The organism is Paenibacillus lycopersici (assembly GCF_010119935.1).
Classification (GTDB): domain Bacteria; phylum Bacillota; class Bacilli; order Paenibacillales; family Paenibacillaceae; genus Paenibacillus_Z; species Paenibacillus_Z lycopersici.
Genome location: NZ_CP048209.1, coordinates 2,781,557 through 2,803,904 on the forward strand (window position 1 = coordinate 2,781,557; position 22,348 = coordinate 2,803,904).

At 55.6% G+C, this 22,348-nt stretch carries 33 protein-coding genes; all 33 read left to right on the forward strand.

Features of this window, described 5'->3' with window-relative positions; genetic code table 11:
• Position 1: 1 nt before the first annotated feature.
• Positions 2-895, forward strand: coding sequence for a recombination protein RecT (gene recT / locus GXP70_RS12325; protein WP_162357030.1), 894 nt, complete (start codon positions 2-4; stop codon positions 893-895).
• Positions 895-1,134 (forward strand): hypothetical protein, encoded by a 240-nt coding sequence (locus GXP70_RS12330; protein ID WP_162357031.1) that lies wholly within the window; start codon positions 895-897, stop codon positions 1,132-1,134. Before recT ends, GXP70_RS12330 begins: the two co-directional genes overlap by 1 nt.
• Positions 1,109-1,729, forward strand: a complete 621-nt coding sequence (locus GXP70_RS12335) for a 3'-5' exonuclease (RefSeq protein WP_162357032.1) — start codon at positions 1,109-1,111, stop codon at positions 1,727-1,729. The genes GXP70_RS12330 and GXP70_RS12335 overlap by 26 nt, the downstream gene beginning before the upstream one ends.
• Positions 1,730-1,756: 27 nt before the next feature.
• A complete protein-coding gene (locus GXP70_RS12340) occupies positions 1,757-2,713 on the forward strand; it encodes an HTH domain-containing protein (RefSeq protein ID WP_162357033.1) in 957 nt (318 codons plus the stop codon).
• Complete coding sequence (locus tag GXP70_RS12345; RefSeq protein WP_225442776.1) at positions 2,631-3,464, forward strand: ATP-binding protein; 834 nt, start codon at positions 2,631-2,633, stop codon at positions 3,462-3,464. Before GXP70_RS12340 ends, GXP70_RS12345 begins: the two co-directional genes overlap by 83 nt.
• Positions 3,461-3,694, forward strand: a complete 234-nt coding sequence (locus tag GXP70_RS12350; protein WP_162357034.1) for a hypothetical protein — start codon at positions 3,461-3,463, stop codon at positions 3,692-3,694. The genes GXP70_RS12345 and GXP70_RS12350 overlap by 4 nt, the downstream gene beginning before the upstream one ends.
• Before the next feature lie 94 nt (positions 3,695-3,788).
• A complete protein-coding gene (locus GXP70_RS12355) occupies positions 3,789-4,115 on the forward strand; it encodes a hypothetical protein (RefSeq protein ID WP_162357035.1) in 327 nt (108 codons plus the stop codon).
• Positions 4,112-4,252, forward strand: coding sequence for a hypothetical protein (locus GXP70_RS12360; protein ID WP_162357036.1), 141 nt, complete (start codon positions 4,112-4,114; stop codon positions 4,250-4,252). The genes GXP70_RS12355 and GXP70_RS12360 overlap by 4 nt, the downstream gene beginning before the upstream one ends.
• Positions 4,245-4,829, forward strand: a complete 585-nt coding sequence (locus GXP70_RS12365) for a hypothetical protein (RefSeq protein WP_225442777.1) — start codon at positions 4,245-4,247, stop codon at positions 4,827-4,829. Before GXP70_RS12360 ends, GXP70_RS12365 begins: the two co-directional genes overlap by 8 nt.
• Positions 4,754-5,434, forward strand: a complete 681-nt coding sequence (locus tag GXP70_RS12370) for a hypothetical protein (RefSeq protein WP_162357037.1) — start codon at positions 4,754-4,756, stop codon at positions 5,432-5,434. Before GXP70_RS12365 ends, GXP70_RS12370 begins: the two co-directional genes overlap by 76 nt.
• Before the next feature lie 33 nt (positions 5,435-5,467).
• Positions 5,468-5,626 (forward strand): hypothetical protein, encoded by a 159-nt coding sequence (locus GXP70_RS29570; protein ID WP_192043451.1) that lies wholly within the window; start codon positions 5,468-5,470, stop codon positions 5,624-5,626.
• A 26-nt stretch (positions 5,627-5,652) separates the two neighbouring features.
• Entirely contained in the window at positions 5,653-5,817 is a 165-nt protein-coding gene (locus tag GXP70_RS12375; protein ID WP_162357038.1) for a hypothetical protein, read from the forward strand.
• Between the two features lie 494 nt (positions 5,818-6,311).
• The gene (locus GXP70_RS12380) at positions 6,312-6,671 is read left to right on the forward strand and encodes a hypothetical protein (protein ID WP_162357039.1); all 360 of its coding nucleotides are present in this window, start codon (positions 6,312-6,314) and stop codon (positions 6,669-6,671) included.
• Positions 6,668-7,069 carry a hypothetical protein gene (locus GXP70_RS12385; RefSeq protein WP_162357040.1) on the forward strand — a complete coding sequence of 134 codons (402 nt, stop codon included), beginning with the start codon at positions 6,668-6,670 and terminating at the stop codon, positions 7,067-7,069. Before GXP70_RS12380 ends, GXP70_RS12385 begins: the two co-directional genes overlap by 4 nt.
• Positions 7,062-7,298, forward strand: a complete 237-nt coding sequence (locus GXP70_RS12390; protein WP_162357041.1) for a hypothetical protein — start codon at positions 7,062-7,064, stop codon at positions 7,296-7,298. Before GXP70_RS12385 ends, GXP70_RS12390 begins: the two co-directional genes overlap by 8 nt.
• A 150-nt stretch (positions 7,299-7,448) precedes the next feature.
• Positions 7,449-7,751 (forward strand): zinc-finger domain-containing protein, encoded by a 303-nt coding sequence (locus GXP70_RS12395; protein WP_162357043.1) that lies wholly within the window; start codon positions 7,449-7,451, stop codon positions 7,749-7,751.
• Positions 7,752-7,894: 143 nt separating this feature from the next.
• Positions 7,895-8,863 (forward strand): hypothetical protein, encoded by a 969-nt coding sequence (locus tag GXP70_RS12400; protein WP_162357044.1) that lies wholly within the window; start codon positions 7,895-7,897, stop codon positions 8,861-8,863.
• 69 nt (positions 8,864-8,932) lie between these two features.
• Complete coding sequence (locus tag GXP70_RS12405; protein ID WP_162357046.1) at positions 8,933-9,472, forward strand: sigma-70 family RNA polymerase sigma factor; 540 nt, start codon at positions 8,933-8,935, stop codon at positions 9,470-9,472.
• Between the two features lie 219 nt (positions 9,473-9,691).
• Positions 9,692-10,387, forward strand: a complete 696-nt coding sequence (locus GXP70_RS12410) for a hypothetical protein (RefSeq protein ID WP_162357048.1) — start codon at positions 9,692-9,694, stop codon at positions 10,385-10,387.
• A 281-nt stretch (positions 10,388-10,668) separates the two neighbouring features.
• The gene (locus GXP70_RS12415; RefSeq protein ID WP_162357049.1) at positions 10,669-10,878 is read left to right on the forward strand and encodes a hypothetical protein; all 210 of its coding nucleotides are present in this window, start codon (positions 10,669-10,671) and stop codon (positions 10,876-10,878) included.
• Positions 10,856-12,547 carry a terminase large subunit gene (locus GXP70_RS12420; RefSeq protein ID WP_162357051.1) on the forward strand — a complete coding sequence of 564 codons (1,692 nt, stop codon included), beginning with the start codon at positions 10,856-10,858 and terminating at the stop codon, positions 12,545-12,547. The genes GXP70_RS12415 and GXP70_RS12420 overlap by 23 nt, the downstream gene beginning before the upstream one ends.
• Before the next feature lie 9 nt (positions 12,548-12,556).
• Positions 12,557-14,539, forward strand: coding sequence for a portal protein (locus tag GXP70_RS12425; protein ID WP_162357053.1), 1,983 nt, complete (start codon positions 12,557-12,559; stop codon positions 14,537-14,539).
• A 3-nt stretch (positions 14,540-14,542) separates the two neighbouring features.
• Complete coding sequence (locus GXP70_RS12430; protein WP_162357054.1) at positions 14,543-14,767, forward strand: hypothetical protein; 225 nt, start codon at positions 14,543-14,545, stop codon at positions 14,765-14,767.
• A gap of 102 nt (positions 14,768-14,869) precedes the next feature.
• A complete protein-coding gene (locus GXP70_RS12435; RefSeq protein WP_162357056.1) occupies positions 14,870-15,715 on the forward strand; it encodes a hypothetical protein in 846 nt (281 codons plus the stop codon).
• 82 nt (positions 15,716-15,797) lie between these two features.
• A complete protein-coding gene (locus GXP70_RS12440; protein ID WP_162357058.1) occupies positions 15,798-16,889 on the forward strand; it encodes an SU10 major capsid protein in 1,092 nt (363 codons plus the stop codon).
• A 40-nt stretch (positions 16,890-16,929) separates the two neighbouring features.
• Complete coding sequence (locus GXP70_RS12445) at positions 16,930-17,337, forward strand: hypothetical protein (RefSeq protein ID WP_162357059.1); 408 nt, start codon at positions 16,930-16,932, stop codon at positions 17,335-17,337.
• Complete coding sequence (locus GXP70_RS12450; RefSeq protein ID WP_162357061.1) at positions 17,337-17,531, forward strand: hypothetical protein; 195 nt, start codon at positions 17,337-17,339, stop codon at positions 17,529-17,531. The genes GXP70_RS12445 and GXP70_RS12450 overlap by 1 nt, the downstream gene beginning before the upstream one ends.
• A gap of 46 nt (positions 17,532-17,577) precedes the next feature.
• Positions 17,578-17,823: a hypothetical protein gene (locus GXP70_RS12455; RefSeq protein WP_162357063.1), complete on the forward strand. Its 246-nt coding sequence runs from the start codon at positions 17,578-17,580 to the stop codon at positions 17,821-17,823.
• A 69-nt stretch (positions 17,824-17,892) separates the two neighbouring features.
• A complete protein-coding gene (locus tag GXP70_RS12460; RefSeq protein WP_162357065.1) occupies positions 17,893-18,477 on the forward strand; it encodes a hypothetical protein in 585 nt (194 codons plus the stop codon).
• Between the two features lie 7 nt (positions 18,478-18,484).
• Positions 18,485-20,404: a hypothetical protein gene (locus GXP70_RS12465; RefSeq protein WP_162357066.1), complete on the forward strand. Its 1,920-nt coding sequence runs from the start codon at positions 18,485-18,487 to the stop codon at positions 20,402-20,404.
• Between the two features lie 12 nt (positions 20,405-20,416).
• Positions 20,417-21,538 carry a hypothetical protein gene (locus GXP70_RS12470; RefSeq protein WP_162357068.1) on the forward strand — a complete coding sequence of 374 codons (1,122 nt, stop codon included), beginning with the start codon at positions 20,417-20,419 and terminating at the stop codon, positions 21,536-21,538.
• A gap of 12 nt (positions 21,539-21,550) precedes the next feature.
• Positions 21,551-21,856: a hypothetical protein gene (locus tag GXP70_RS12475; RefSeq protein WP_162357070.1), complete on the forward strand. Its 306-nt coding sequence runs from the start codon at positions 21,551-21,553 to the stop codon at positions 21,854-21,856.
• Positions 21,856-21,987 carry a hypothetical protein gene (locus GXP70_RS30055; RefSeq protein WP_263864111.1) on the forward strand — a complete coding sequence of 44 codons (132 nt, stop codon included), beginning with the start codon at positions 21,856-21,858 and terminating at the stop codon, positions 21,985-21,987. The genes GXP70_RS12475 and GXP70_RS30055 overlap by 1 nt, the downstream gene beginning before the upstream one ends.
• The last annotated feature ends 361 nt before the right edge of the window (positions 21,988-22,348 follow it).

A 22,348-nucleotide genomic window follows, 5' to 3' on the forward strand; every position in this document is an offset into this window, starting at 1 on the left:
CATGGCAGCAAGCAACGCAAGTCGCAACACAAGCGAGCTCGCCGGCAAACTCCAGCAGCGGGCGCCGCAGCAGGGCGGAAACGCCCCGGCGCCTTCGCCGGCCGCTACGATCGGCGCCTACCTGGAGAAGATGAAGGGTCAGATCGCCGAGGCCATGCCGAAGCACATGAGCATCGAGCGGCTGAGCCGCATTGCGCTTACTACGATACGGACCAATCCACTCCTTTTGCAATGCACGATTCCGTCTCTCATGGCGGCCGTCATGCAGTCCGCGCAGCTCGGCTTAGAGCCGGGGTTGCTCGGACACTGCTACCTCATTCCATTCCGCAACAATAAGACCAACGAATATGAAGTTCAGTTCATCATCGGGTACAAAGGTATGATCGATCTGGCTCGGCGTAGCGGAAACATCCAATCCATCGCTTCGCACGTCACCTATGAAAATGATTTCGTAGAGCTTGTCTACGGTCTCGAAGAAGATTTGAAGCACATTCCTTGGTTTCTTCGGAAGGACCAGAAATTCGACGCAGGCGGTCAGATCACCGGTGCATATATGGTAGCGAAATTCAAGGATGGCGGTCATTATATCGAGTTCCTGCCCATCCAAGACATCGAAGCGCATCGTAAACGGTCGAAAGCAGCAAATAACGGACCTTGGGTGACAGATTACGCTGAAATGTGCAAGAAGACAGCCGTTCGAGCGGGCTGGAAGTGGCTGCCGATCAGCGTCGAAGTCGCAGAGGCCGTAAACAAGGACGAGATCGTCCGCTCCGACATCAAGCAGTTGACAGAGGATACCCCGATCAACCTCGGACCGGACGATTACAACGTGCAGCCGGAAACAGAGGGAACGCCAGCGGACGGCCAGCAGCAGGAAGAGCTTGATCTATCCTGATGGCCGAACCACGATACGACGAATTCGGCGTCCCACTGATGCAGTCCGGCGTCTCAGACGCGATCTGGGAGCTTCGCAAGACTGATCCAGCAGCATTCAAGGTGCGCGTCCGCGAGTATTTTGCGGTCGCGTATCCGAGCTTTACGGTCGAGGCGGCGACGGTGAATGAGCGGGAGAAGATTATTTGGTTGAAAGACGAGAGGAGGACACTGCTTGCTAAACGACGTAACGATCTTTGATTTCGAGACCTCCGGCCTGGACCCAGTGAACGATCGCATTATCGAGATGGCCGCCATCCGCGCCATTGACGGCAAGATCGTCTCCGGCTTCCATACGCTGGTCGCCTTCGACGGTGAGCTGGCGCCGAAGATCACGGAACTGACCGGCATCAACGACTTCATGCTCCGCGGCGCGATGGACGAGGCGCTTGCCTTCAAAATACTCCGCAACCTCATGGGAGACAGTCTACTGGTCGCGCACAACGCGGCATTTGATCTTCAATTCTTCCATCACGGCCTGCAGCGATTGGCCGGCAAGACATTCACGAACTCATTTATCGATACGTTGACCATCTGCTGGGAACGGCATGTTTACCCGCACAAGTTGACCGACATGTGCGAGCGCTACGGCATCGTGCTGGAAGGCGCGCACCGCGCTCTGAATGACGTGGAGGGGTGCTGGGCGCTCCTGAAGGCGCTGCATTCCGAGAAACCCGTGGACGATTGGGTAAATCGATTGGGCTACCTGAGCAAGTATGGACCGCCGGCATGGACGCCGAAGCACGCGAAGGTGTTTGGGACCGAGAACCAGTACAAGCCGCGAACAGCCGGCTGATGAAACTATTCAATAGGGGATGAAGGCATGCCAGACAGTTATCCCTTTCCGATTTACTCGGGGTTGTTGGAGCCCAGACATTACAAAAGCATAGGATCAGCGGTGTGGCTATTCCTCTGGTGCATCAGCTCCACGACCAAGGAACTCGAGAAGGATGGGATAACGTGGGGCATTGTCCTGGGGAACAAGCCAATCAAGTGTGAGGAACTGGCCGAACAATTCGACGTTGAAGAAAAAACCGTGAGGCGCTGGATCAAGCAGCTAGAAGAGCAAGGATACATACGAGTGACCCGAGCGCCTTACGGAATGATTTTCACCGTTCGAAACTCCAAGAAGTTCCAAAATAGCCCGGACAAAAATGTCCACTCACCTCCTGAGAGAGTGGACAGAAATGTCCAGTCTGATAGGAGAGAGTGGACAGAAATGTCCAGTCTCGTGGACAAAAATGTCCACTCTAATAAAGATATTACAGGAGATATTACAGTAAAAGATCTATCCGTCCTTCCGTCTTCTGAAATTGCACAGGAGAAAATTGAATCGATCGATCTGGGCGACGGGGTGCCGTCTACCGACTCACAGAGTGAAATTTCGCCATTCAAGCAGATCGAGGATCGTTATCTCTTACGCCGTGCTTTCGGATTGGACTTGTCCGGCACCGATATTGCCGCCATACGGAAGGTGCTCGAAGAGGGAGTTCCGGTAGGTGCCGTCCTAACTGGGATCGACAAAGCATTCGAGCAATATAAACCCCGGTTCGAAGGGGATCGCATCAAGACGTTTAACTATTGTCTCCCGGTGATTCGGGAGCATCACTACTTGGAATCGACGAGAAAGGAGGCCGCTGCTCATGGCCTTGATAGCGATCAAAGAAGTAGTCAGTCCGGAAGAGCTTCGCCGCCGCGTGGAGGAGGCACGAGCACGCGCTCACCAATCGGACAAGGATATTACGACCAGCAATACCCCGGACTCATCCAATCCCTCTGACGCTTGTCCGCATGGCTGCATCGACGGCTGGATCGTCGACGGCTGGACAGGCAAAGAATGCGTCTGCCAGCAGCAGCGCCGGCTGAATGCCCGCCTGCAGCACGCCATGATCCCTGAAGAGTTCGAGCAAGCAACGTTTGACCTTTACCGCACCGACACAAGCGTGCAGGCAAACATGCTGAAATGCATGCGACGCTATCTTGACCGCTTTGAAGACTTGCTCAAGCAACAGCAGAACGGATTCGGATTCTTGGCCGCCTTCGGCGAAGCCCGGCTGCGGGAAATGCGAGGCGAAGCCCGCGCAAGAGCCAAGGCGCAGCACAACAACTTCGGCCTCGGCAAGACGCACCTGCAGATCGCCGCCGCAAAAGAGCTGCTCCGCCGTGGATACACGGTGTTTTGCATCTCGGACGTCGCGTTCATGGACGAACTGTCCCGGGCCCGCGCCTACAACGACGACGGCGCCGTCGTCTCCCGCCTGCTGGAATCTGCCATTCGCGCGGACGTGCTGGTCTGGGACGATATCGGCAAGGCGAAGCCGAGCGAATACCGGCTCGACATGTATTACCAGGTCATCAATGAGCGCTACAAGGCCAAGCGGCCGATCGTCTTCAGCTCGAACGAGGATTCGGAGACGCTGACGGAGCGCATTGGCGACGCCGCGGCAAGCAGGCTGCTCGGCATGGCCCGCGGCAACACCTTCGCCGTCGAAGGTAAAGACTTCCGGCTGACAGGTGGGATACAGCAATGACGCGGTACCATCATCGCAACATGGAGGAAGTTTGGCTCAGTTTTGAATGGCTGCTGCGGAGCAAGCTGGAAGAATTGGATCACCTGTCGCGGCAGTTGTACAAGGACATGCAGAGCGCGGGCGCGAAGCCGGCGGACATCGAGGCATTCCTACCGGGCGCCTTCAGCGAACTCTGGTCCCGCGTCGCGGCGGCGGAAGATTCCAAGATCGGGAGGGTGAGAGGCGCGTGAACGAGTTTGAGATTGGCGAAGACGAGCTGCGCGACCTGATCCGCGAAGAAATACAGCGCGAATACGACGAATATGTGCAGGAGGTGCTTGACCAGTGGAACTGAGCAAATGGACGGTGTACGAATACGCTCGTCAGGTGTACATGCGGACGGGAATTGTTCCGACGGCCGAAGAGGTCAGCGCTGAGATGGCTGGCCTGGGAGAAGAGGCGTTGAAAGAGGGTTACGCGGAGTTCGAGGAATTGCTGAACGGGCGCGGCCACTCCCGTACGAAGTACCAGCTGACCTATCAGGGAAAGCCGCTGGGCCGGATCTATGCAACTAAACGCGAGATGATGGCCGCGTTCGCGCAGCTCTGGCCTACGATGCACGGATTGGGGTGGTGGCGATGGAAGCCGATCAAGGGAAAACCCGCCGCGTGAGCAAGGCTGCCGTCGAACGAGTGCTAGACGCCATCGAGACCCGCGCGGAAGTCATGCGCGCGAAAGGCGATGCCGTTCGGCAGAGTTGTTACGAGTACGCGGCCGGCGAGCTGCGGAAGGCATTGGCGGATGGATAGGCGGTATGTCGGCATCGACCCGTCTACGAAGACCGGATTCGTCGTTGTCGACGGCGACGGCGAGGTCTGGGAGGCGGAAGAGATTGCGCGGGAAGGGCGAGACCCGGATCGTCTGATCAGCCTGATCGACGCCATCACAGCCCTCGTCCTCCCCGGCGACATCGTCTGCATCGAGGATTTCGCCTATGCAAAGGGCCACCGAATGGCACTGCTCGGCGGTATCGGTTGGGGCATTCGCACGATACTGCGCCGCCGCGGCATCCAGTACCATGAAGTCGCCACGGGTCAGCTTAAGAACTTCGCTGGCGCGAAGGGCAACTGTGGCAAGGAAGACCTGATCATCCCGATTTACGATCTTTGGGGCTTCCGCAACGGTAGCGACAACGTCCGCGACGCGTTCATCCTGGCACAAATATGCCGGTCGTTATACGAGCCCGGCAAGCTCTACAAGTATCAGCAAGATGTATTAACCAAAATCAAAACGAGAGGAAGCGAAACCACATGCAAAAAGCCTTCACAACCACGCTCGAAGCCGTCAGCAGCAACAAGACGAAAACCACGATCAAGCTCTCGATGAGCAACGCCGCAGCGCGCCAGTTCAGCGCCTTGTACCTGAATTCGATCAATAAGGAGCTGCTCGTATCCTTCGACGATCCGCAAATGCAGATGGACCTCCAGCCGGCGCCGAATGGTCGTCCAGGCGTTGTAGCTACGATCGACAACGGCGGTGTAGTGGATGCCGTAGCGCAAGCAGACGAGGATGAGGACGAAGACGAGCTGAATGACCTGGCGGAAGAGGAGCTTGACTTCGGCATGGAGCCAGAGGAGGAACACGAAGGCGAGGCAGACGGAGAGGAAGAGCAGGAAGATGGGTCTGCTGCAGACGAGCATGACCCGGCCGACGAGTCCGCAGCTGACGCCTCCGAAGCCGAAGCTGAGGCCGAAATCGAAGTCAGCAAGGAAGAGCTGGAAGAGTTCATCTTGGACGTTCGCCCCGCCTTCACTGACATCCCATATGATTTCCCGCAGATCCTTGAACGCAAACGCGAATCCGGCAGCACCTGGATGGAGATCGCTCGACAGCTTAACCAGCCTTCCTCGCGCGTGCAATCGAGCTTCAACATCTACAAAAAACGCGTGAAGAAGATGATCGCGGAACAAAACGACAACGGAGCGGCGTAAGCTGCTCCTTCTCCCTTGAAAGGATGGATTGGTTTGGAAGAGCAAGCGAAATTTCCGTTTGAAGAAGACATTTTGAATCTCGCAAACGGAGAGGAATACGTCGTCTTTCTCCGCGGCCGGGCGTTTATCATCAAGCCGGCCACGAACGACGACATCGAGCGAGTGGGACACGGATATTATTGCATGGACTGATACATCTCAATGAATAGGTGGTGATCATGGTGAAGGTCAAAGATTTAATTGCAGAATTAAGTAAATTCGACGCTGACAAAGATATTCATGTAATGATGCCTGATTCATTCGAGGTTGTTACGGGCGTTAATTACATCACAAGGCTTGACGACGAAAAAGTAATTTATATAAAGGCTCAAGTATCTGAATGAATATTGAGGATCTTGAGGTGATTGCGTGAGCTGCGTTATCAAGAATAAGGTTCATACTGCCAGAAAGTGGTACGAATGCGATAGCTGCGGAAGACAAATTTCTCCTGGTATTAAGTATCGCAGGTTGTATGGAAATGCTCACTGGTCGGAGCCGTTAAAAGAACTGAAATTGTGTAGTGGCTGCTCCGATCTGACCGAGAACGCCGGCGACGGACACAGTGACATAATTACGCAGACTGAATACGGAAGGACATGAGAAAATGAGAACTTTGATCGCGTATTCTAATTTTCTTGGACAGGATTTGTACAACGGTACGCCTGATGTAAGAGATGCCAAGGTTGTCGAAGTAACGACATCTGTAGTTGATGACCATTATAGTACATCGTTGAAATTAGAATTGAAAAATGGGTTGTTTTTGGTAATTGACATACGACAAGAAAGATAGTTTTCTCGAACACCGTTTGAATATCGAGGAACTTAGGAGTGGTTGAACATGAGCGATAGGCAAATCGATCGCCAGATCGCGGAGTTGATGGGCGAAGACTTAACCGGCTTTGAATGGCCGAAATCGGGACCTGGTAAAAGTATGGTCAATGTAAAAAGAAGTGGATTCGTGGAATGGAAGGACATCCCGTATTATTCTTCCGACTGGAACGCCATGCGCCTACTGGTGGAATGGCTGCAAGGGAAGGGGTTCAAGCTGACGCTTAAATTCAATGAGTACAATGATAACGATTGGAGTGCTGACTTGTGGAATGAGAACGAAGATGTAGAGTCTTACGAGCAGGATCGTACCGCCCCACTCGCCCTATGCAATGCCGTCTTATCCTTGCCGCCGGAGGTGCTGAAATGAGCAGCGTATGCGTATGTCACTTGAACGAATGGTGTTTTTATTGTGAGATGTATTCTCCGCTAGAAGATGCGCATGAGCAATTGATAGACGACAACGACGCGCTCCGGCAGGAAATCGAGCGGCTGAAAGAAGACAAACGCCGACTTTTAACATTGAACGATGAAAACTACCAACGCTCCTGTAACTACGCCGGGGAAATCGAGCGCTTAAAAGCCGACAATGCGGCGCTGCTGGAATGTGTGAAGTGGTATGCGAACGAAGACGTCCATTCGATTGATTCAAGCGCAGAACCAATACGGCTTGAATACCCGGTCTATGAACCGACTTATTATGAGTCAGACTGCGGCCAGCGCGCCCGCGAGTGCCTCGCCAAGATCGGAGGAACGGAACATGCGTGATCTCGCCAAGGATAAAGCAATGTGTGAGAGGGACTGGCGATACTCGGCTGATACTGCCATGTCTCGATACTGGATCGCCCAATACGAAGCCGCACAAGCGCGCATTGCCGAGCTTCAGGATAAATACTTGCAAATGGCCGAGATTGTGGCGATGCAAACAGCACGCATTGAGGAGTTGGAAGCGAATGAACGAAGCGAACAGCATGCGGAGGCTGCGAGCGAAACGTAAGGCAGACGGCGTTTGCATCTACTGCGGCGATGCACTGGTCACGGAGACCATGTGCGAGCGTCACGCAGACATGAAGCGCAGATCGGACGAGCCGCTGAAGGAAACGCCAAAAGGCCGGTATCCGATCCGGCGGAAGGGGAAACGAACGACATGAAACGAACGGAAGCGATCACGCGGATCGGCGCTCTACTTGATCAGCGCTGCGCGGTCTGCCCGACACGGGACGCGATGAACCAGCAATATAAGACCGCATTCAGCCGCATTGATGGGTACTGCAACCGCGAGTGTCTGACGGGCCGGGAATTACAGGCGCTCGGCAAGCAATTAACGCTCAGAAGCCGGAAGAAGATCGATGAATCGGATGAACAAAAAGAGAGCCACCTAGAGGCGGCCCAGCATTACGACAAAATCATTATACATCGGAGGGTCGCGCATGCCCAAACATCGATTTGAAAATTGTTCATGGGAGCTGAATGGTGATTATGGCATCTTGGTTGATACAGTCGGCCGAGCAGTCGGTCTCCTACACATGTTTAAGGATTCAAAACCTGTTCAGGTGGACGCGGCCCGCCCGATACTACGAGAGGAGCAATACCATGGACGACAACGCAACGCAGGAACTGCAGGCGCGTTACGACGCGCTTGAGGCACAAAAGGCGGCGCTTAACCCGGACAATTCCGATGACAAATTTCAGATCACGGTCATCGAGAACGAGCAGCAGCAAATCAAGGACCAGCTTTCGGATGCAGACCGACTACAGCGCCAGGCCGAAGAGGTCGCGGACATCCAACTGCCGGAGGATTACGACGCTCGCTGGGGCGTGACCGGCGCGAACGACGAGATTGCAAACCTGATTCGGCAAGTCAAGGAATACGCGTTCTCGGTTCATAACGACGAGATGGCCGAGCAATCCGATCAGTATCGTGCAAAGCTGCAGGATCTCGAACAACAGCTCGCGGTCAGCGCGACAATGGTCAACCAGTTGGAAGCCGACAAGGAGACGCTGACCAACCGGGCTATGACGGCAGAGTCCGCGGTGCTCCGGGCGCAGGATGATTTGAAAGACGCGCTCTCGAAGCGCGACAACGCCGTTCAACAAAAGGAAGAAGCTGAGGCAGAACGAGACCGGCTACGGACGCAGGTAGGAAGCCTGAACAGCCAGATCAATGAGCTGGAAGGCATGCTGCGTACATACCGTGGCCGACAGGGCGTAAGCAACGGCACAGGCGGTCTCGTGCTTACATCGACGCTCAAGCCGGAATCGGATACCGATCGCGCCGATCGTGTTAAGCGCGAGAAGGTAGAGCAGCTTAATCGGATGCTTGAACGTCGCGGAATCACGCCGGTACAGGTGCCGCCGCCTACATCGCCACAGCAACCGGAGGAAGCGCCTGAAGTGGCTGCGGAGCCGGAAGAACGATTTCCCGCGGAAGTGGCAACGCTCGCCACCGTACAGGGACAGTCCACTGATGGAGCGATGGAGGGCAAGGCAGAAGGCGTTGCTGACCGATTGGCAGCGCTGGAAGCACGAGTCGCAGTTCTGGAGCAACGACAAACGGCCTAATCCATAACCAAACCGACAGGGCGCCTCCCCGGGCGCTCTTCGGCACATCAAGCGAAGGAGATGATCGAGATGGCAATCGGACAACTGTACCACCACAGCGGAGGCGTGACGATCATGCAGATGGGGCAGGCGACGCCGGACAATTACCGTCGATCCCGCAAGATGGTCAGGGCGCTGCATGCGCGTACGCAGGACAAGGCCCAGCGCAGCCTGATTGCCGAGATGATCGGCGACTGCGATTACGCGATCGAGTGGATGGAGACCGGCCGCCGGCCCGGCAGCGTCCGCGGTGTCGAGCGGCCTATGCGTATCAGCAGCTGGGACCCGGACTGGATCGATCGGTATGCGTCTCCGAACGCGCGCTACGTGATCGAGCGCGATTCATCTTCCCGGGACTTGACGGCCGATGAGCGCTTCCGCATCGAGGAGGCCATGCGGGACTTGACGGACCGCGAGCGGCAATGTTTCATGCTTCATGTGGTGGACGGAATGTCCTATGAGGACATTGGACGGGAATTGCACCTGGGGAGGAGCACGGTGCAAGTCTACATCGAAAGGTCGCGGGAGAAAATTGAATATGCGAAACTGACGAACCTCTTCCTTGTATAAGGCGGAGGTTCTTTTTTGTTCCCGCTCGGAACAATGTAATGCAAATATGTGCGTTTTTTGTCGTACAAATAGCCATATAGTGAAAGTTTTAACGTTATAACGTTAAGCCTTAAACCGTTGGTATTACAGGGTTTTAGAAAATACGGACTTTAAAACGAGCCCAATCCGATCACGTTATAAAGCCATATCGTGAAATTTTAACGTTAAGAGGGCGATGCCATGGCTAAGCCGCTGAAGATTGAACAATTGGGGTTGCAGAGCATCGTGGCCGCTTGTATGCGGGAAGGAATGAACCCGCAGCAGATTGCCGAAGCCTGCACCCTTGAAGCGAAGAAACCGATCAGCAACATGGCGGTGCGGCGCTACCTGGAGTATACCGAGGGCATCATTCCCGGCATTCCCGCGTCCGACCAGGCGCCGCCGGAGAAAGTGGCACTTGCCGTCAAGGCGGATCGCGAGCGTGTGCAGCGCTTGGTGGACCGCGATATCGACCTGATCGAGCTCCAGTACAAGACGACGTCGACGCTCGCAGCTCGCTTTGACTGGATCGCGGAGCTCCCAGACCTGTTCGAGGCGCGCATGCGGCGCTTGAGTGATTCGTTGCGCGAGGACGGCATCGACACTGCGAAGCTGGATCATTGGGGCATCGGGTTCACCTTGGAGCTGCGGCGTAACATCGGAAACATGGCCGCGCTGAACCGGGAGATCCGAGCGAACAGTCAGTTCATGGCCAGCCTGCGCGAGAAGGCATTCGAATTCTCGCTGATTCAAGAGTACCTGGCCTTGTTCATGGACATCTTCCGGCGCGTCAATATGGAGGCTTACGAGATCGCCGAAGCCGAGATCGCGAGCAATCCGCGCATGCAGCGTATCGTGGAGCAGCAGCAGTCAATGAGGGGGATGGATGAGGGATGAATCATGAAGAGTTCCAAGAACGATGTAAAGAGCCAGTTGACCTCGCTTTCTGTCGCGATGCTCTCTCTAGGCTCGCTAAGGGTGAATTCCAAATGACGATTCCAGCGCGGATTGACGATGATGACATGTTGATTGCACGCGCCTTGAACGAACTGGAGAGGTTGAGAGGAAGCGACCGATGAAGACTCGAACGCCATCGTCGGCGCCGTGATCGCAGGTCTGCTCTCCTTGCCGATTTGGTTGCTGATAGGGGCACTATTCTATTATTGGAGGTGGGGCTTTTGATTCGTCCAATGCTCGGTGTCGTACCGCGTTTTGTATGGGAGGAACGGCGGTTTAGCGATTTGCAGGAAAGCATTAATCGATTTGTATGCGCCGGTAACAGAATCCCGCCAGAATGGGTTGAAGAATACAACGAGCTTTTGAAGCGGATTTTGAAGCAGAGAGGAACGATCGGAGTGGAGGGCGATGCTGCTCGCCAACATCCATAACCGCATCAAAGAGCAGGCCAAGGTCAAGCAGACGGTGCGATGGGTGCGGGAGCCGAAATCGTACATCCAGGAGCGCCTGTTCATCCGTAATAAGACCAAGCAAGTCGTGCCGTTGCTGTTCAATCCGATTCAGGCGCTCTACTGGATGGAGAAGACGAAGCGCGACATCATCCTCAAACCTCGCCAGTTAGGGTTTTCCACCTTAACTGTTGCGAGGTTTTTTGAGTGCGTCATAAACGAGGAGAACGTCACTGCTGCCATAGTAGCTCATGACAGCGATTCGACACAGAAGATATTCCAGATAGTGCAGCTCATGTACGAACGGCTGCCGGAAGCGAAGAAGGAGCAGCTGAACAACGGCAAAAACAAGCCGAAGTACGGCAACCGCAAGGAATTCTTCTTCGCCGGCAACAACTCACGGATCTACGTCGGTACCGCCGGCGCGGACAAGTTCGGTCGCGGGCAGACGATCAACTATCTGCTCTGCTCCGAGGTAGCTTTCTGGCCGAATCCTGAGGAGCTCATGACCGGTCTGCTCGAAGCTGTGCCGATCGACGGTGAGATCGTCATCGAGAGCACTGCAAATGGCGTCGGCAACTACTACCATCAGACGTACGAGGGCGCCAAGAAGGGCGATAATACGTGGACGCCGCACTTCTACGCCTGGTTCCAGCATCCGGATTACCAGCTCCCGCTGAACGAGGGGGAGATGCTGGAATACACAGCTGACGAACGGGAGCTCGTTGAGAAGTACAAGCTGACACCTGAGCAAGTCAAGTGGCGCCGTTGGAAGATCGCGAGCATGCCGTCGTCAGCCGATATGAGCGCCGAGGAACGATTCGCGCAGGAGTACCCGGCGAACGATATGGAAGCCTTCCTCATGACCGGCACTCCGGTATTCGATGCGAAGAAGGTCATGGCTCGCATCGAGCTACTGCAGGAGCGGTACAAGCAGCGGGCCGAGCACGGAGATCCGGTCGTGCGCGGCAACTTCGTGTACACGTACACCGGGCAGATGATTGTCGACAGCAGCATTCGCTTCCTTCCGGATCCGAACGGCATCGTGACCATCTATGTGGCGCCGGAGCCGCGCCGGCCGTACGTCATCGGCGGCGACACAGCGGAGGGTGGCAAGGACTACAGCGCGGGCCAAGTGCTCGATAACATCACCGGCGAGCAGGTGGCGGTCTGGCACGGGCACAGCGACACGGATTTGTACGCGAAGCAGATGTACTGCCTGGGCAAGTATTACAACATTGCGCTGACGGCGATCGAGGTCAACTTCGACCTGCATCCGGTCAAGGAGCTCGACCGTTTGGGCTATCACCGGCAATACTGGCGTGAGCAGTTGGACGACATCAACGAGTCGGAGCAGCCGAAGTACGGCTTTAGGACGACCAAGGTGACGCGGCCGGTCATCATTGCGGAACTGGTCACCGTCGTGCGCGAGTCCATCCAGCTCATCAACGACATCGCCACGCTGCAGGAGATGCTGTCCTTCGTGCGCAACGACAACGGCCGACCGGAGGCGCTGCCGGGCAAGCACGACGACCTGATCATGGCGCTCGCCATTGCGCACCAGGCGCGCGGGCAACAGTCGATGGTGCTCGAGCCGGAGGAATACGAGGATGTCGATTACGAGGTGGCCTTTGGGAGCACCGGATATTAAGGAGGGCGTATGGCAGCAGCAGCGACAAAGAAGAAGCGAACGGCGAGCTGGTATATGACGCGCATTGAAGCCGCGGAGAATTACCGCGACCGCACGTACCGCGACAAGTGGACGCGATACTACAAGATTTACCGCAACATGGTCGACCAGTTGCGGGACGAAAAGGGTAAGCCGATCACGGACCGATCGAACATCAGCATTCCGATGGCCTTTACGATGCTGGAGACGATCCTTCCGCGCCTTGTCGAGACACTGTTTGCGGCGCGGCCGTACATCCGCATGCGCGGCGTGCCGACCAGTGTCATGGACTTTCGGCTGAACAAGATGGTCAAGCCGTGGGAGATCGCGGCCAAGAAGATGGAGACGCTCATCGACTATCAGATGAACGTGCCTATGGACATTCGCGACTTGTTCACGGACGGCTTGAAAATCTGCGGCCTGTACGGCACGACCGTCGCGTATACGGGATGGAAGTACACGGAGCGGACGCGCATCCGCCGGGAACAGCAGCCAGTCATGAGTGACGAGATGGACCCGGAGACGGGGGCGCCGGTTCCGCTCATGGACGACGACGGCATGACGCCGGTCACGGACTGGGTGCAGATCGAGGAGACGGTGCCGGAATATGACGATCCAGAGGTCAAGTTCTTGGACTTGGGCCTGTTTTTTGTGGACCCGAACGCTTCGGACATTGATGACGCGCGATTCGCCGGCCACGTCTGCTACCTGTCAAAGGCAGACATCGACGGCATGACCGAGAACGACGACGATATGAAGGTGGACTGGAAGAAGGTCCCGAAGCTGAGCGCGTCGAACGAGGCACGCAATTACCGCATGACCGCTATCGGCATGCCGAGCGTGGATGACGCGAACATAGATCAGAGCGCGGACGACGACCTCTACGAGGTGCATTTTTACTGGGAGGACGACCGTAGCGTCGTGATCATCAACCGGGCGTACCTCGCCAAGGACGCGGAAAACCCGTTCTGGCACCGCAAGAAGCCGTATGATCGCGCTGTTTACTGTACGGATCCGGGCAACTTCTACGGCATCGGCATCATCGAAATGGTCTATGACCTGCAGATGGAGCTGAATGCCGAGCGCAACCAGCGCATCGATTACCGTTCGTACAGCATGCGGCGCATGTTCAAGGTACGCCGCGGCGCGAACATTCCGAAGCAGCAGCTTCGTTGGAAGCAGGGCGGATATGTCGAGTTGGACAAGATGGACGATCTCGACGTGCTTCCGGCGCCGGACAACAACCTTGGCGGATCGTTTAACGAGGAACAGACCATCAAAAAGGACGCGCAGGACGCGACGGGCGCGCAGGACGTCGTGATGGGCAGCAGCAGAGCGAGCGAAACAGCCACGACGACCATGAGCAAGGACAACAATGCTTCGACGCGCTTTAAGATGGTCATTTCGGCGCTCGAGAAGACGTTGCTCGTCGCGATCACGCGCAAGATGGTTCAGCTCGATCAGCAGTACGTCGACGATATACGTCTTCTGCCGCTGTTTGACAAGGACGAGTCGGAATGGCCGGAGATCAGTCCGGAGGAAATTCAGGGCGAATTCTACCTGACGCCGGCGGGCTCGTCGGTCGAGCCGATCGCGAACAAGGAAGCGTACAAGCAGCGAATGGTCGAGCTGTACGGCATCGCATCGAAGGATCCGTTCTATCAGCAGTTCCCGGACAAGCGCCGGAACCTGTTGGAGAAAGTCTTCGAAAGCTTCGACATTCAAGATACGGAAGATTTGCTTCCGTCGGACGCGCAAGTCGCGGGCGTGATGGAGCAGCAGACGATTCAGCGCTTCATTCAATCGTTGCCGCCGAACGTCGCGCAGGTGTTGTCCGCCTTCATGCCGCCGCCCGGGCAGCCAGCGCCGCCGGGTGGTGTTCCGCCGGACGCCGCCGCCCCGCCGGGAGCGAGCGGCGCGAACACGGCCGCGATGCAGGAACAGGGCATGCAGATGCAGGGCGCGGGGGTGTAAGCGATGGCCGCAGAGCAGGAACGCGCTCAGGCGCTACGCTTCGTGCAGGAAATGGCAGGCTGGCAGCTCATTGAGCAGCACATCCTTGAGCGCGCCGCCGACCACCGCGAGCAGTTGATGACGTGCAAGGACTGGGAATCCGTTTTACAGCACCGCGCCGGGGCCGAAGCCTTGGAGGCGGTGCTTTTATTTATAGATCAAACGATTCGCGATGGTGAAGAGCAGTAAACACGCGGGCCCGGCGAGACTCCGCGCCCGCAACCCACTTCGGTGGATCGGCTCCTTCGGGAGCCTTTTTTATATTCCACGCATTGAGAGGAGCAATACCCAATGAGCATTTTCGGTGATGAGACGATAACCCCGCTGGAGTCCCCGGACGATTCCGGACAAGACGATGCAGCGGCGGCCGGACAGACCGGAAGCGACGATCCCGAATTCGACGATCAGGATGACAATGACGCCGACTTCGACGATGAAGGCGATGACGAACAGCCGGAAGATGGCGACGATGAGCCCCCGCAAAGCGGACAAGGCGATGGCCTGATTCTCGGTAAGTTCAAGACGCAGGACGACCTGGCTAAGGCGTATACGAACCTGCAGCGCGAGTTCACCAAGCAGCGCCAGGGCGGCGGACAGGGCGGGCAACAGCAGGCGCCAACGCAGCAGCAGCCTGCGGGCCAGCATCAGGATCCGAATGCAATCTTCTGGGACTCATTCAAGAGCGACCCGTTCGGCACGATGCTGCAAATGATTCGCTTCACTACGCAAGGTGAAATCGCCCCGATCCTCGAGCAGCGCAACAATGAGACGCTCGGCCGCAACTTCGAAGCCGTCGCGAAGGCCTACCCGGCTGCTCGTACTGAGGAAGGCATGAAGCAGGTGTGGGAAAAGGTGTCGGAGATCGCAAATGAGCTCGGCAACCCGCAGTTAATGCAGCAGCCGACGGAACGTATTCTCCGCATGGCGGCGCAGGAAGCGTTTGGCTCTTCCACCTCCAAAGCATACGAGCAAGGCAAGCGCGCCGGCCGCGAGGACGCCGCGAACACACGCCGCAACAAGCAGGCGGCCAATATGCCGAAAGGCAACAAACAACAAAAGCCGACAGACCTCAGCCCGGCCGAGCAGATGAAGGCCAACATCCTCGCTGCTGGCAAGGGCGGCGGGCTCTTCGGCTAACCATAGGAGATGATTGTTCATGGCAGTAGTTTCTGGCGTTCGCGATACCGCGAATATCACCCAAAATAAAATCGTCGTCGACATGTCCGACACGATCGGCCTTCTGCAACCCAATGCAGAACCGTTCATGAGCTTTATGAAAATCGCGAAACGTAACACGGAAGTCGCGAATAATCCGAAATTCGAATGGATGGAAGACGATCTGCTTCCGCGCTGGGACGCCATCAATGCCGGCGCCGGATATGCTTCCGGTATCACGGCGCTGGTCGTCGACAATGCGAATTACTTTTCGGTGAACGACGTCGTGAAGGTGCCGCGTACCGCCGAAGTAATGCTCGTGACGGCGATCAATACCGGCACGCAGACGCTGACAGTGATTCGCGGATACGGCCTGACGGCGGCCGCGGCGCTCGTGGACAATGATCCGCTCATCATCATCGGCAACGCCAACCAAGAGGGCTCCGGCACTCGAGAACTCAAGTCGACGCAAGAGGTGCCGAAGTTCAACCTCACACAAATCTTCAAAACGCCATTCGGCGTGACAGGTACCGAGAATGCAACAAAGATGTACGGCGGGAAGGACCTGTCCTACCAACAAGCAAAAGCTGGCGTGCAGCACAAGATCGACATCGCGCGGGCTTACATGTACGGCGAACGGAAACTTGATACGACCGGTTCGAAGCCTATGCGCACGACGGGCGGTCTGCTGTCGTTCCTCACGAAGAACAACTACGACGCCGGCGGCCAGCTGACGCAGACGGAGTTCGACAACAACATTTCCGAGGTCGTGTTCAAATACGGCTCGAAGAACAAGATCATGCTCGCATCCGCCCGCCTGCTCTCTGTTATCAACGGCTGGGCGATGAACAAGCTGCAAATCAACCAGGAGGCCAAGAGCTTCGGCCTCGAGATCTTCGAGTACGTCACGCCATTCGGGAAATACAGCATCATGAACTACCAGCACATCTTGGAAGGCGCGGTGTACGGTGGCTATGGCGTCATCCTCGATCCAGCGAACGTTAAGCACCGTCCGCTGGCCGGCCGTGACACAAAACTCGAAACCAACATCCAGGCGAACGATTCGGACTCCCGCGTCGATCAGTACATCACCGAGGCCGGCGTTGAAGTCCGGCTGCCGGATACGCACGCCGTATTGACTGGCGTAGCGAGCTGATGCAGGGCGGCTTCGGCCGCCTTCTGAAAGGGTGGAACAGATGGCAAGGGATCCGCAGCCTGTTGACTTGATGAGCAGAAACATTCAGCTAGGCGTTCAGTTTTATGAGAATGCCTTTGCGATTCGAGACACAAATAACTATCGCCCTAATCTTGACCTGTCAGCGTTCCAAAGATTCCAAATATGGGCGTTCAATTCCATGGATCAAGACGTTTCGGTGACACTCCAAAAGATTGATTTGGGAGCACCTCAAAACATTTATCAATGGAACGGCACAGCATGGGCTGGGGCACAAACAACTGTTCCCAAAGGCAGCATTTACTACCTACTTAATACCGCGTTGCCTTGTTTAGACAGAGCTTTCGAGTCGTTGGCATTGAGACTCTCCGCATCCGTCGCCCCTACTTCGGGTTCAATAACAATAAAAGTCGTGGGGGTGCCGAATTAATGCCGGCCGAAACAGCCGAGGCAGTAGCGTGGGCTCTACAACAGAGCATTGTCGTCGATGGAGATGCGTATCCGGTAAAGAAGGATACTTGCCAGATGCTGGTTGATAAGGTGAGCGAGTATTTTAATGCCAATAACATCGAATACGGATCGTTTAGTTTCGCCGACCTGATGGCAGGCGGTTTCTTGGATTAACGATTTGCACAAAGTACTCTATAAGTAAATCGATAGGAGGATTAACATGGCTAAATTCTCTTCCCGCTGTCCTAACCAGGTGCTCTGTATGGTCCCGGCGAGAAACAGCATCGTGGACGGTATCCTCGTTCCTGTACCGGGACAGAACATCCGGTTCGAGCATGGCGAATACGAGACGAACAGCAAGAAGGAAGTCGACTTCATCCGCGCGCATCGCCTCTTCGGTAACGCGATTATTGAAGTCAAGGGCGGCGAGTCCGCGCCGGCACCGCAGGCAGCGGCGGCCGAATAGTATACCGCACTCATTTACGGGGCAGGGCATTCGATGTCCTGCCCTTTTTACGTTCGGAGGTGACGTAATTTGACGCTTGACGAGATGATCCAGCAGTGTGCGGTGGATATAGACGAGGAGTTGCCCAAGAGCGGCGGCGTGTACGTCGGGGACGAGCTGGTGACGGCCAATAAGATCGTGGCCGGGCTGAATTACGCCTATCAGAAGGCGGCGAGGGATAAGCACTTTCTGACGATGCAGGAGACGATGACGCTGGACGACAAGCGTTCGTTCACCGTTTCGTCGCTCGCGCAGCCCGTGGTCAAAGTCTGGAACGTCTACGACGCCAGCGGTGAGCCAATTGACTGGATCGAGCGCAACCAGGCGACGATCGTCTGCTCGGATTACGATTCGGGCGCAGCGGTGACGGTCGAATATTCGTATCTGCCGCCGCGGCTGCTGATCGCGAACCTGAACGGCTCGCCGCTGATCACGGAGCGGCAGATCGATCATATGATTTTCTGCTATTACGCCGACTTCTACGTGTTGTCGCTCGAGCCGGACAACGAAAGCCGCGAGAAGGCTTCGACATTCCTCGGCCTGTTTAACGATGGGATCGACAGCGCACCGATGGCAATGTCGAGCGAATATACGATTTTCCGCGTAGAGAGGTGATCGAGCGATGAGCATCGCCATCCAACATCCGCCGCGCATGCCAGACCCGCCGGAGCTGCGCTTAGGAGCCGACGCGAACCTGCTCATGTCTGGCGGGGTCAATTATAAGAAGGACCCGACACAAGTGCGCGACAACCAGTCGCCGTACATGGTCAATATGTTCGCGATTGATCGCGGATCCATCCTTAATAAGCGCGACGGGCAGGCCTACGTGTACGCGTCGTCCCTCGGCGGCGGCGGCATCAACGGTGCTTATGAACGGCTGTATCAGGGCGTGAAGGTCTTCGCCTGGGGCACGGCCATTTATACGCAGTCCGGCACGTCGGCGCCGGTCTCCATCATGAGCGGGCTCGCCAATGCGAAGGGGTCATTCTTCGCGTTCGGCGGGCTCCTCTATTATATCAATGGTACGAATTTCGTCGTGATCAGCGACACGCTGACGGCGGCTGCGGTGACGCCATATGTGCCGACGCTTCTGATCTCCACGACGCCGACCGGCAGCGGCACGCCATACGAACAGGCCAACCTGCTGACGCCATCGTTCAAGATAAGCTTCAGCGCGGACGGCGCGGCGACGAAATTCTACTTCCCGTTCACCGGCTTAGACGCGGCTGCTGTTACGGTCATGGTAAACGGTGCGGCGAAGACGGAGGGCACGCATTTCACCGTCAACCGCACGGCGACGCCGTATGCATACGTGGATTTCGCTGCCGGCACGTCGCCGACCGGTATCATCGCGACTGGCGCGCCGAACAACGTCATCGTCACGGCGGCGAAGACGACGGCGGGTAACGAAGCCAAGGTCAAAAATTGCCGCTACGCAATCGATTACGGCGGCGACAACGACACGCGCGTCTTTCTGTGGGGGAATCCGAGCTATCCGAACCGCGCTATTCGCAGCGGGCTGATGGATCCGACATACTGGCCGGAGAATGAATTCTCGGACGTCGGCAGCGCCTCGGAACGGCTCGTCGCCTGCGCGAAGCATTACGACAAGCTCGTTTATCTGAAAGAACGAAGCCTGTATTTCACGACCTACACGAACCCTGTTACGCAGGGCTTCTGGGGCGCGAGTCAGATCGGCGCTTCGTTCCCGCTGTATCCGATCAATAGCGCCGTCGGCTGCGACATGCCGGGAAGCGTGCAGATCATCGACAATAACATCGTGTTTGGGAATTCGGACTTGGGATTGTTCATCCTTCTGTCCACGCAGGTAAAGGACGAGCGAGACGTGCGCCCAATCAGCGGCAACATTAACGGCGCGCCGACGCGTCCGGGCCTGCTCGATCTGAGCGTTTCCGACCTGCAGGCGGCTTCCAGCGTTGACTTTGACGGCCGGTACTGGCTGTGCGTCGGCAATCAGGCTTTCGTGTGGGATTATCGGCTTTCTCCATTCGCAGATACCGGCGATGTGGCGGCGGACGAGGATCGGCTGTCGTGGTTTCCGCAGACCAATATTAAAGCGAGCTGCTGGATTCAAGATGACCGCGCGCTCTATTATGGCGACCGAACAACAGGCAGAGTCGTAACCTTTCAGCCAAATTACAACGACTTCGGGCAGCCGATCCCGGCCGTGTGGCAGACGAAGCGCTTCAGCTTCGGTTTGCCCGATTGGCTTAAGACAATTAAAAAGGCTTGGTTTACATCCAAGGCAGGCGGCTATTCGACCGTTAACATCAAGTACATCACGGAAAAGGGAGAAAAGGCTGACAGCGAGGATGTGAATGTAAATTCGTTTCGTTGGAACACGGCTACCTGGGCGACGTGGACGTGGGCAGTCAATGAGTACCCGCCGCCGGAGCGGATCAAACCGAAAATGAAGAAGGTCGTGTACTTCCAAATTGAGTTCAGCAATGGCAATTTGAATCAGAACTTGTCTTTGATGAGCTTGGTTATTCAATACATGGTTGTGAAAAAGGTGAAGTAGGGGAGGGATTCGATGCCTTTAACATTTACGCCGCCAGACGGTTACCGTAATAAAACGAGTTTTCCAACAACGCCGACAAGTGAAGATGCATTTCGAGATTCAATGCAGAGTTTGCTTGACCAAATGCGAGATTACATCAATAACAATTTGGCGTTAACTGCCGGCCCGACAATGGGGTTAAGTCGCCAAGCGATAATTAATGGCAATTTTAACATTTGGCAAAGGGGTACGAGCTTCACGAGTTTGAACGGATTTTCAGCAGACCGATGGTCGATTCAGTACGATGGAACATTGACGGCAGATGTTACGCGCCGTTCCTTTGCTCCTGGACAGACGGAAGTTCCGAATGAACCGAATTACTGCCTGCGAATTACGGTAACAAATGCAGGCACAGGTACACGAGTAGGTATTTCGCAGCGAATTGAAGACGTCCGAACATTTGCGGGAAAAAAAGTGACGCATACGTTTTGGATCAGATCGAATCGAGCTGGACTCAACGTACGAAGGGACATCTTTATCCAAAACTTCGGGAGTGCCGGAAGTACGCAAGTATCAGTAACGACAGGGCAGGCAGAAACGCTGGCCGCAAATGTATGGACGCCGATCACCATCACCTCTACGATACCAAGTATTGCAGGGAAGACGGTGGGCGATAACAGTTATTTATCCTTTGAAGTCCGCTGCTTAAACCCACAAACGGGTGACGTGATCGACATTGCCCAAGTGTCATTGAACGAAGGGAGTGCAGCACTGCCATTCCAAGCGCGCAATATCGCCGATGAACTGGCGTTGTGCTTGCGGTATTACGAAAAAAGCTATGCGTATGGAACAGTGCCGGGAACCGCAGTCAGTAACGGATGCGTGCAATCCACATCGTTGTCATCGTTCCTGCTTTCGCGAAATGATGTCGGATTTCGGGTTAACAAGCGAGTACAGCCGACAATGACGATCTATAGCACTCAAAATGGGGCGGTGGGATCCTCGACAGAAATCACTTCAAGTGGGACGTTTGTAGCGGATCGAGTTGTAACTACGACGGCAGTAGAATCTTCGTTCTCCGTAGGTGGAGCCGCAGGCAATTTCACGGCGAATAACTTCCAGCGGTTCCATTGGACCGCGGATGCAGAATTGTAAAGGGGGATCGTCATGGCGAACCACTATGAAAGAACCAACGAAGCCGGGGTGATTATCCTCGGCTTTTCTGATGCCTTCGTTCAGCCATTGGAGACCGATACTCTCGTTGCCGAAGACGCGGAACGGCATTATAACCCCGTGCTCACAAACGGGCGAGGGCAATTTCTTTACCGCCGGACGAACGGCCAACGCGTCGAGCGTACGCAGGAAGAGCTTGATGCTGAATGGGCAGCGCGGCCGCCCGATCCACCGACCGCAGAAGAGCGGCTTGCCGCAACCGAACAAGCACTGCTTGCGATCATGGAGGCGATGAGCTGATGTACGATTTCATCTTAACCCAGTGGATCATGCGTAAGATTGATGCCGCCAAAGTCATCAGCTACGCCCCGAAATGGATTACGGTCGAACAGGCGGAAGTGATCGTGGGGACACCGCAAATTGAATCGTAAAACTTTACAAATTGTGCTAGTATGGGGTTATCCTACTACTGAGGTGATTCTATGAAGTGTTCAAAGTGCAACGCAGAATTACTTGCACCGCTAAACACATGCACGAGTTGTCACGAAGTTGAACTTCGTATCAGCGCCCCTTCGAACTTTGCAAAACCTATAGTCAATGCTGTGCTGAACTGGAGTCCGTATGATACAGATAACTCAGCAAACCGTTGGGCCGCGGATGCAGAAATGTAGTAGGAGGAGACTATGAAACGGAAGATAGCTATCATCGCCACGTTTTCAAATTTCGCCAAACGTTCCAGTATACTTCAGAACGAATTGAATAAAATCTAGCAACGGGACGCTCTTAATGGGC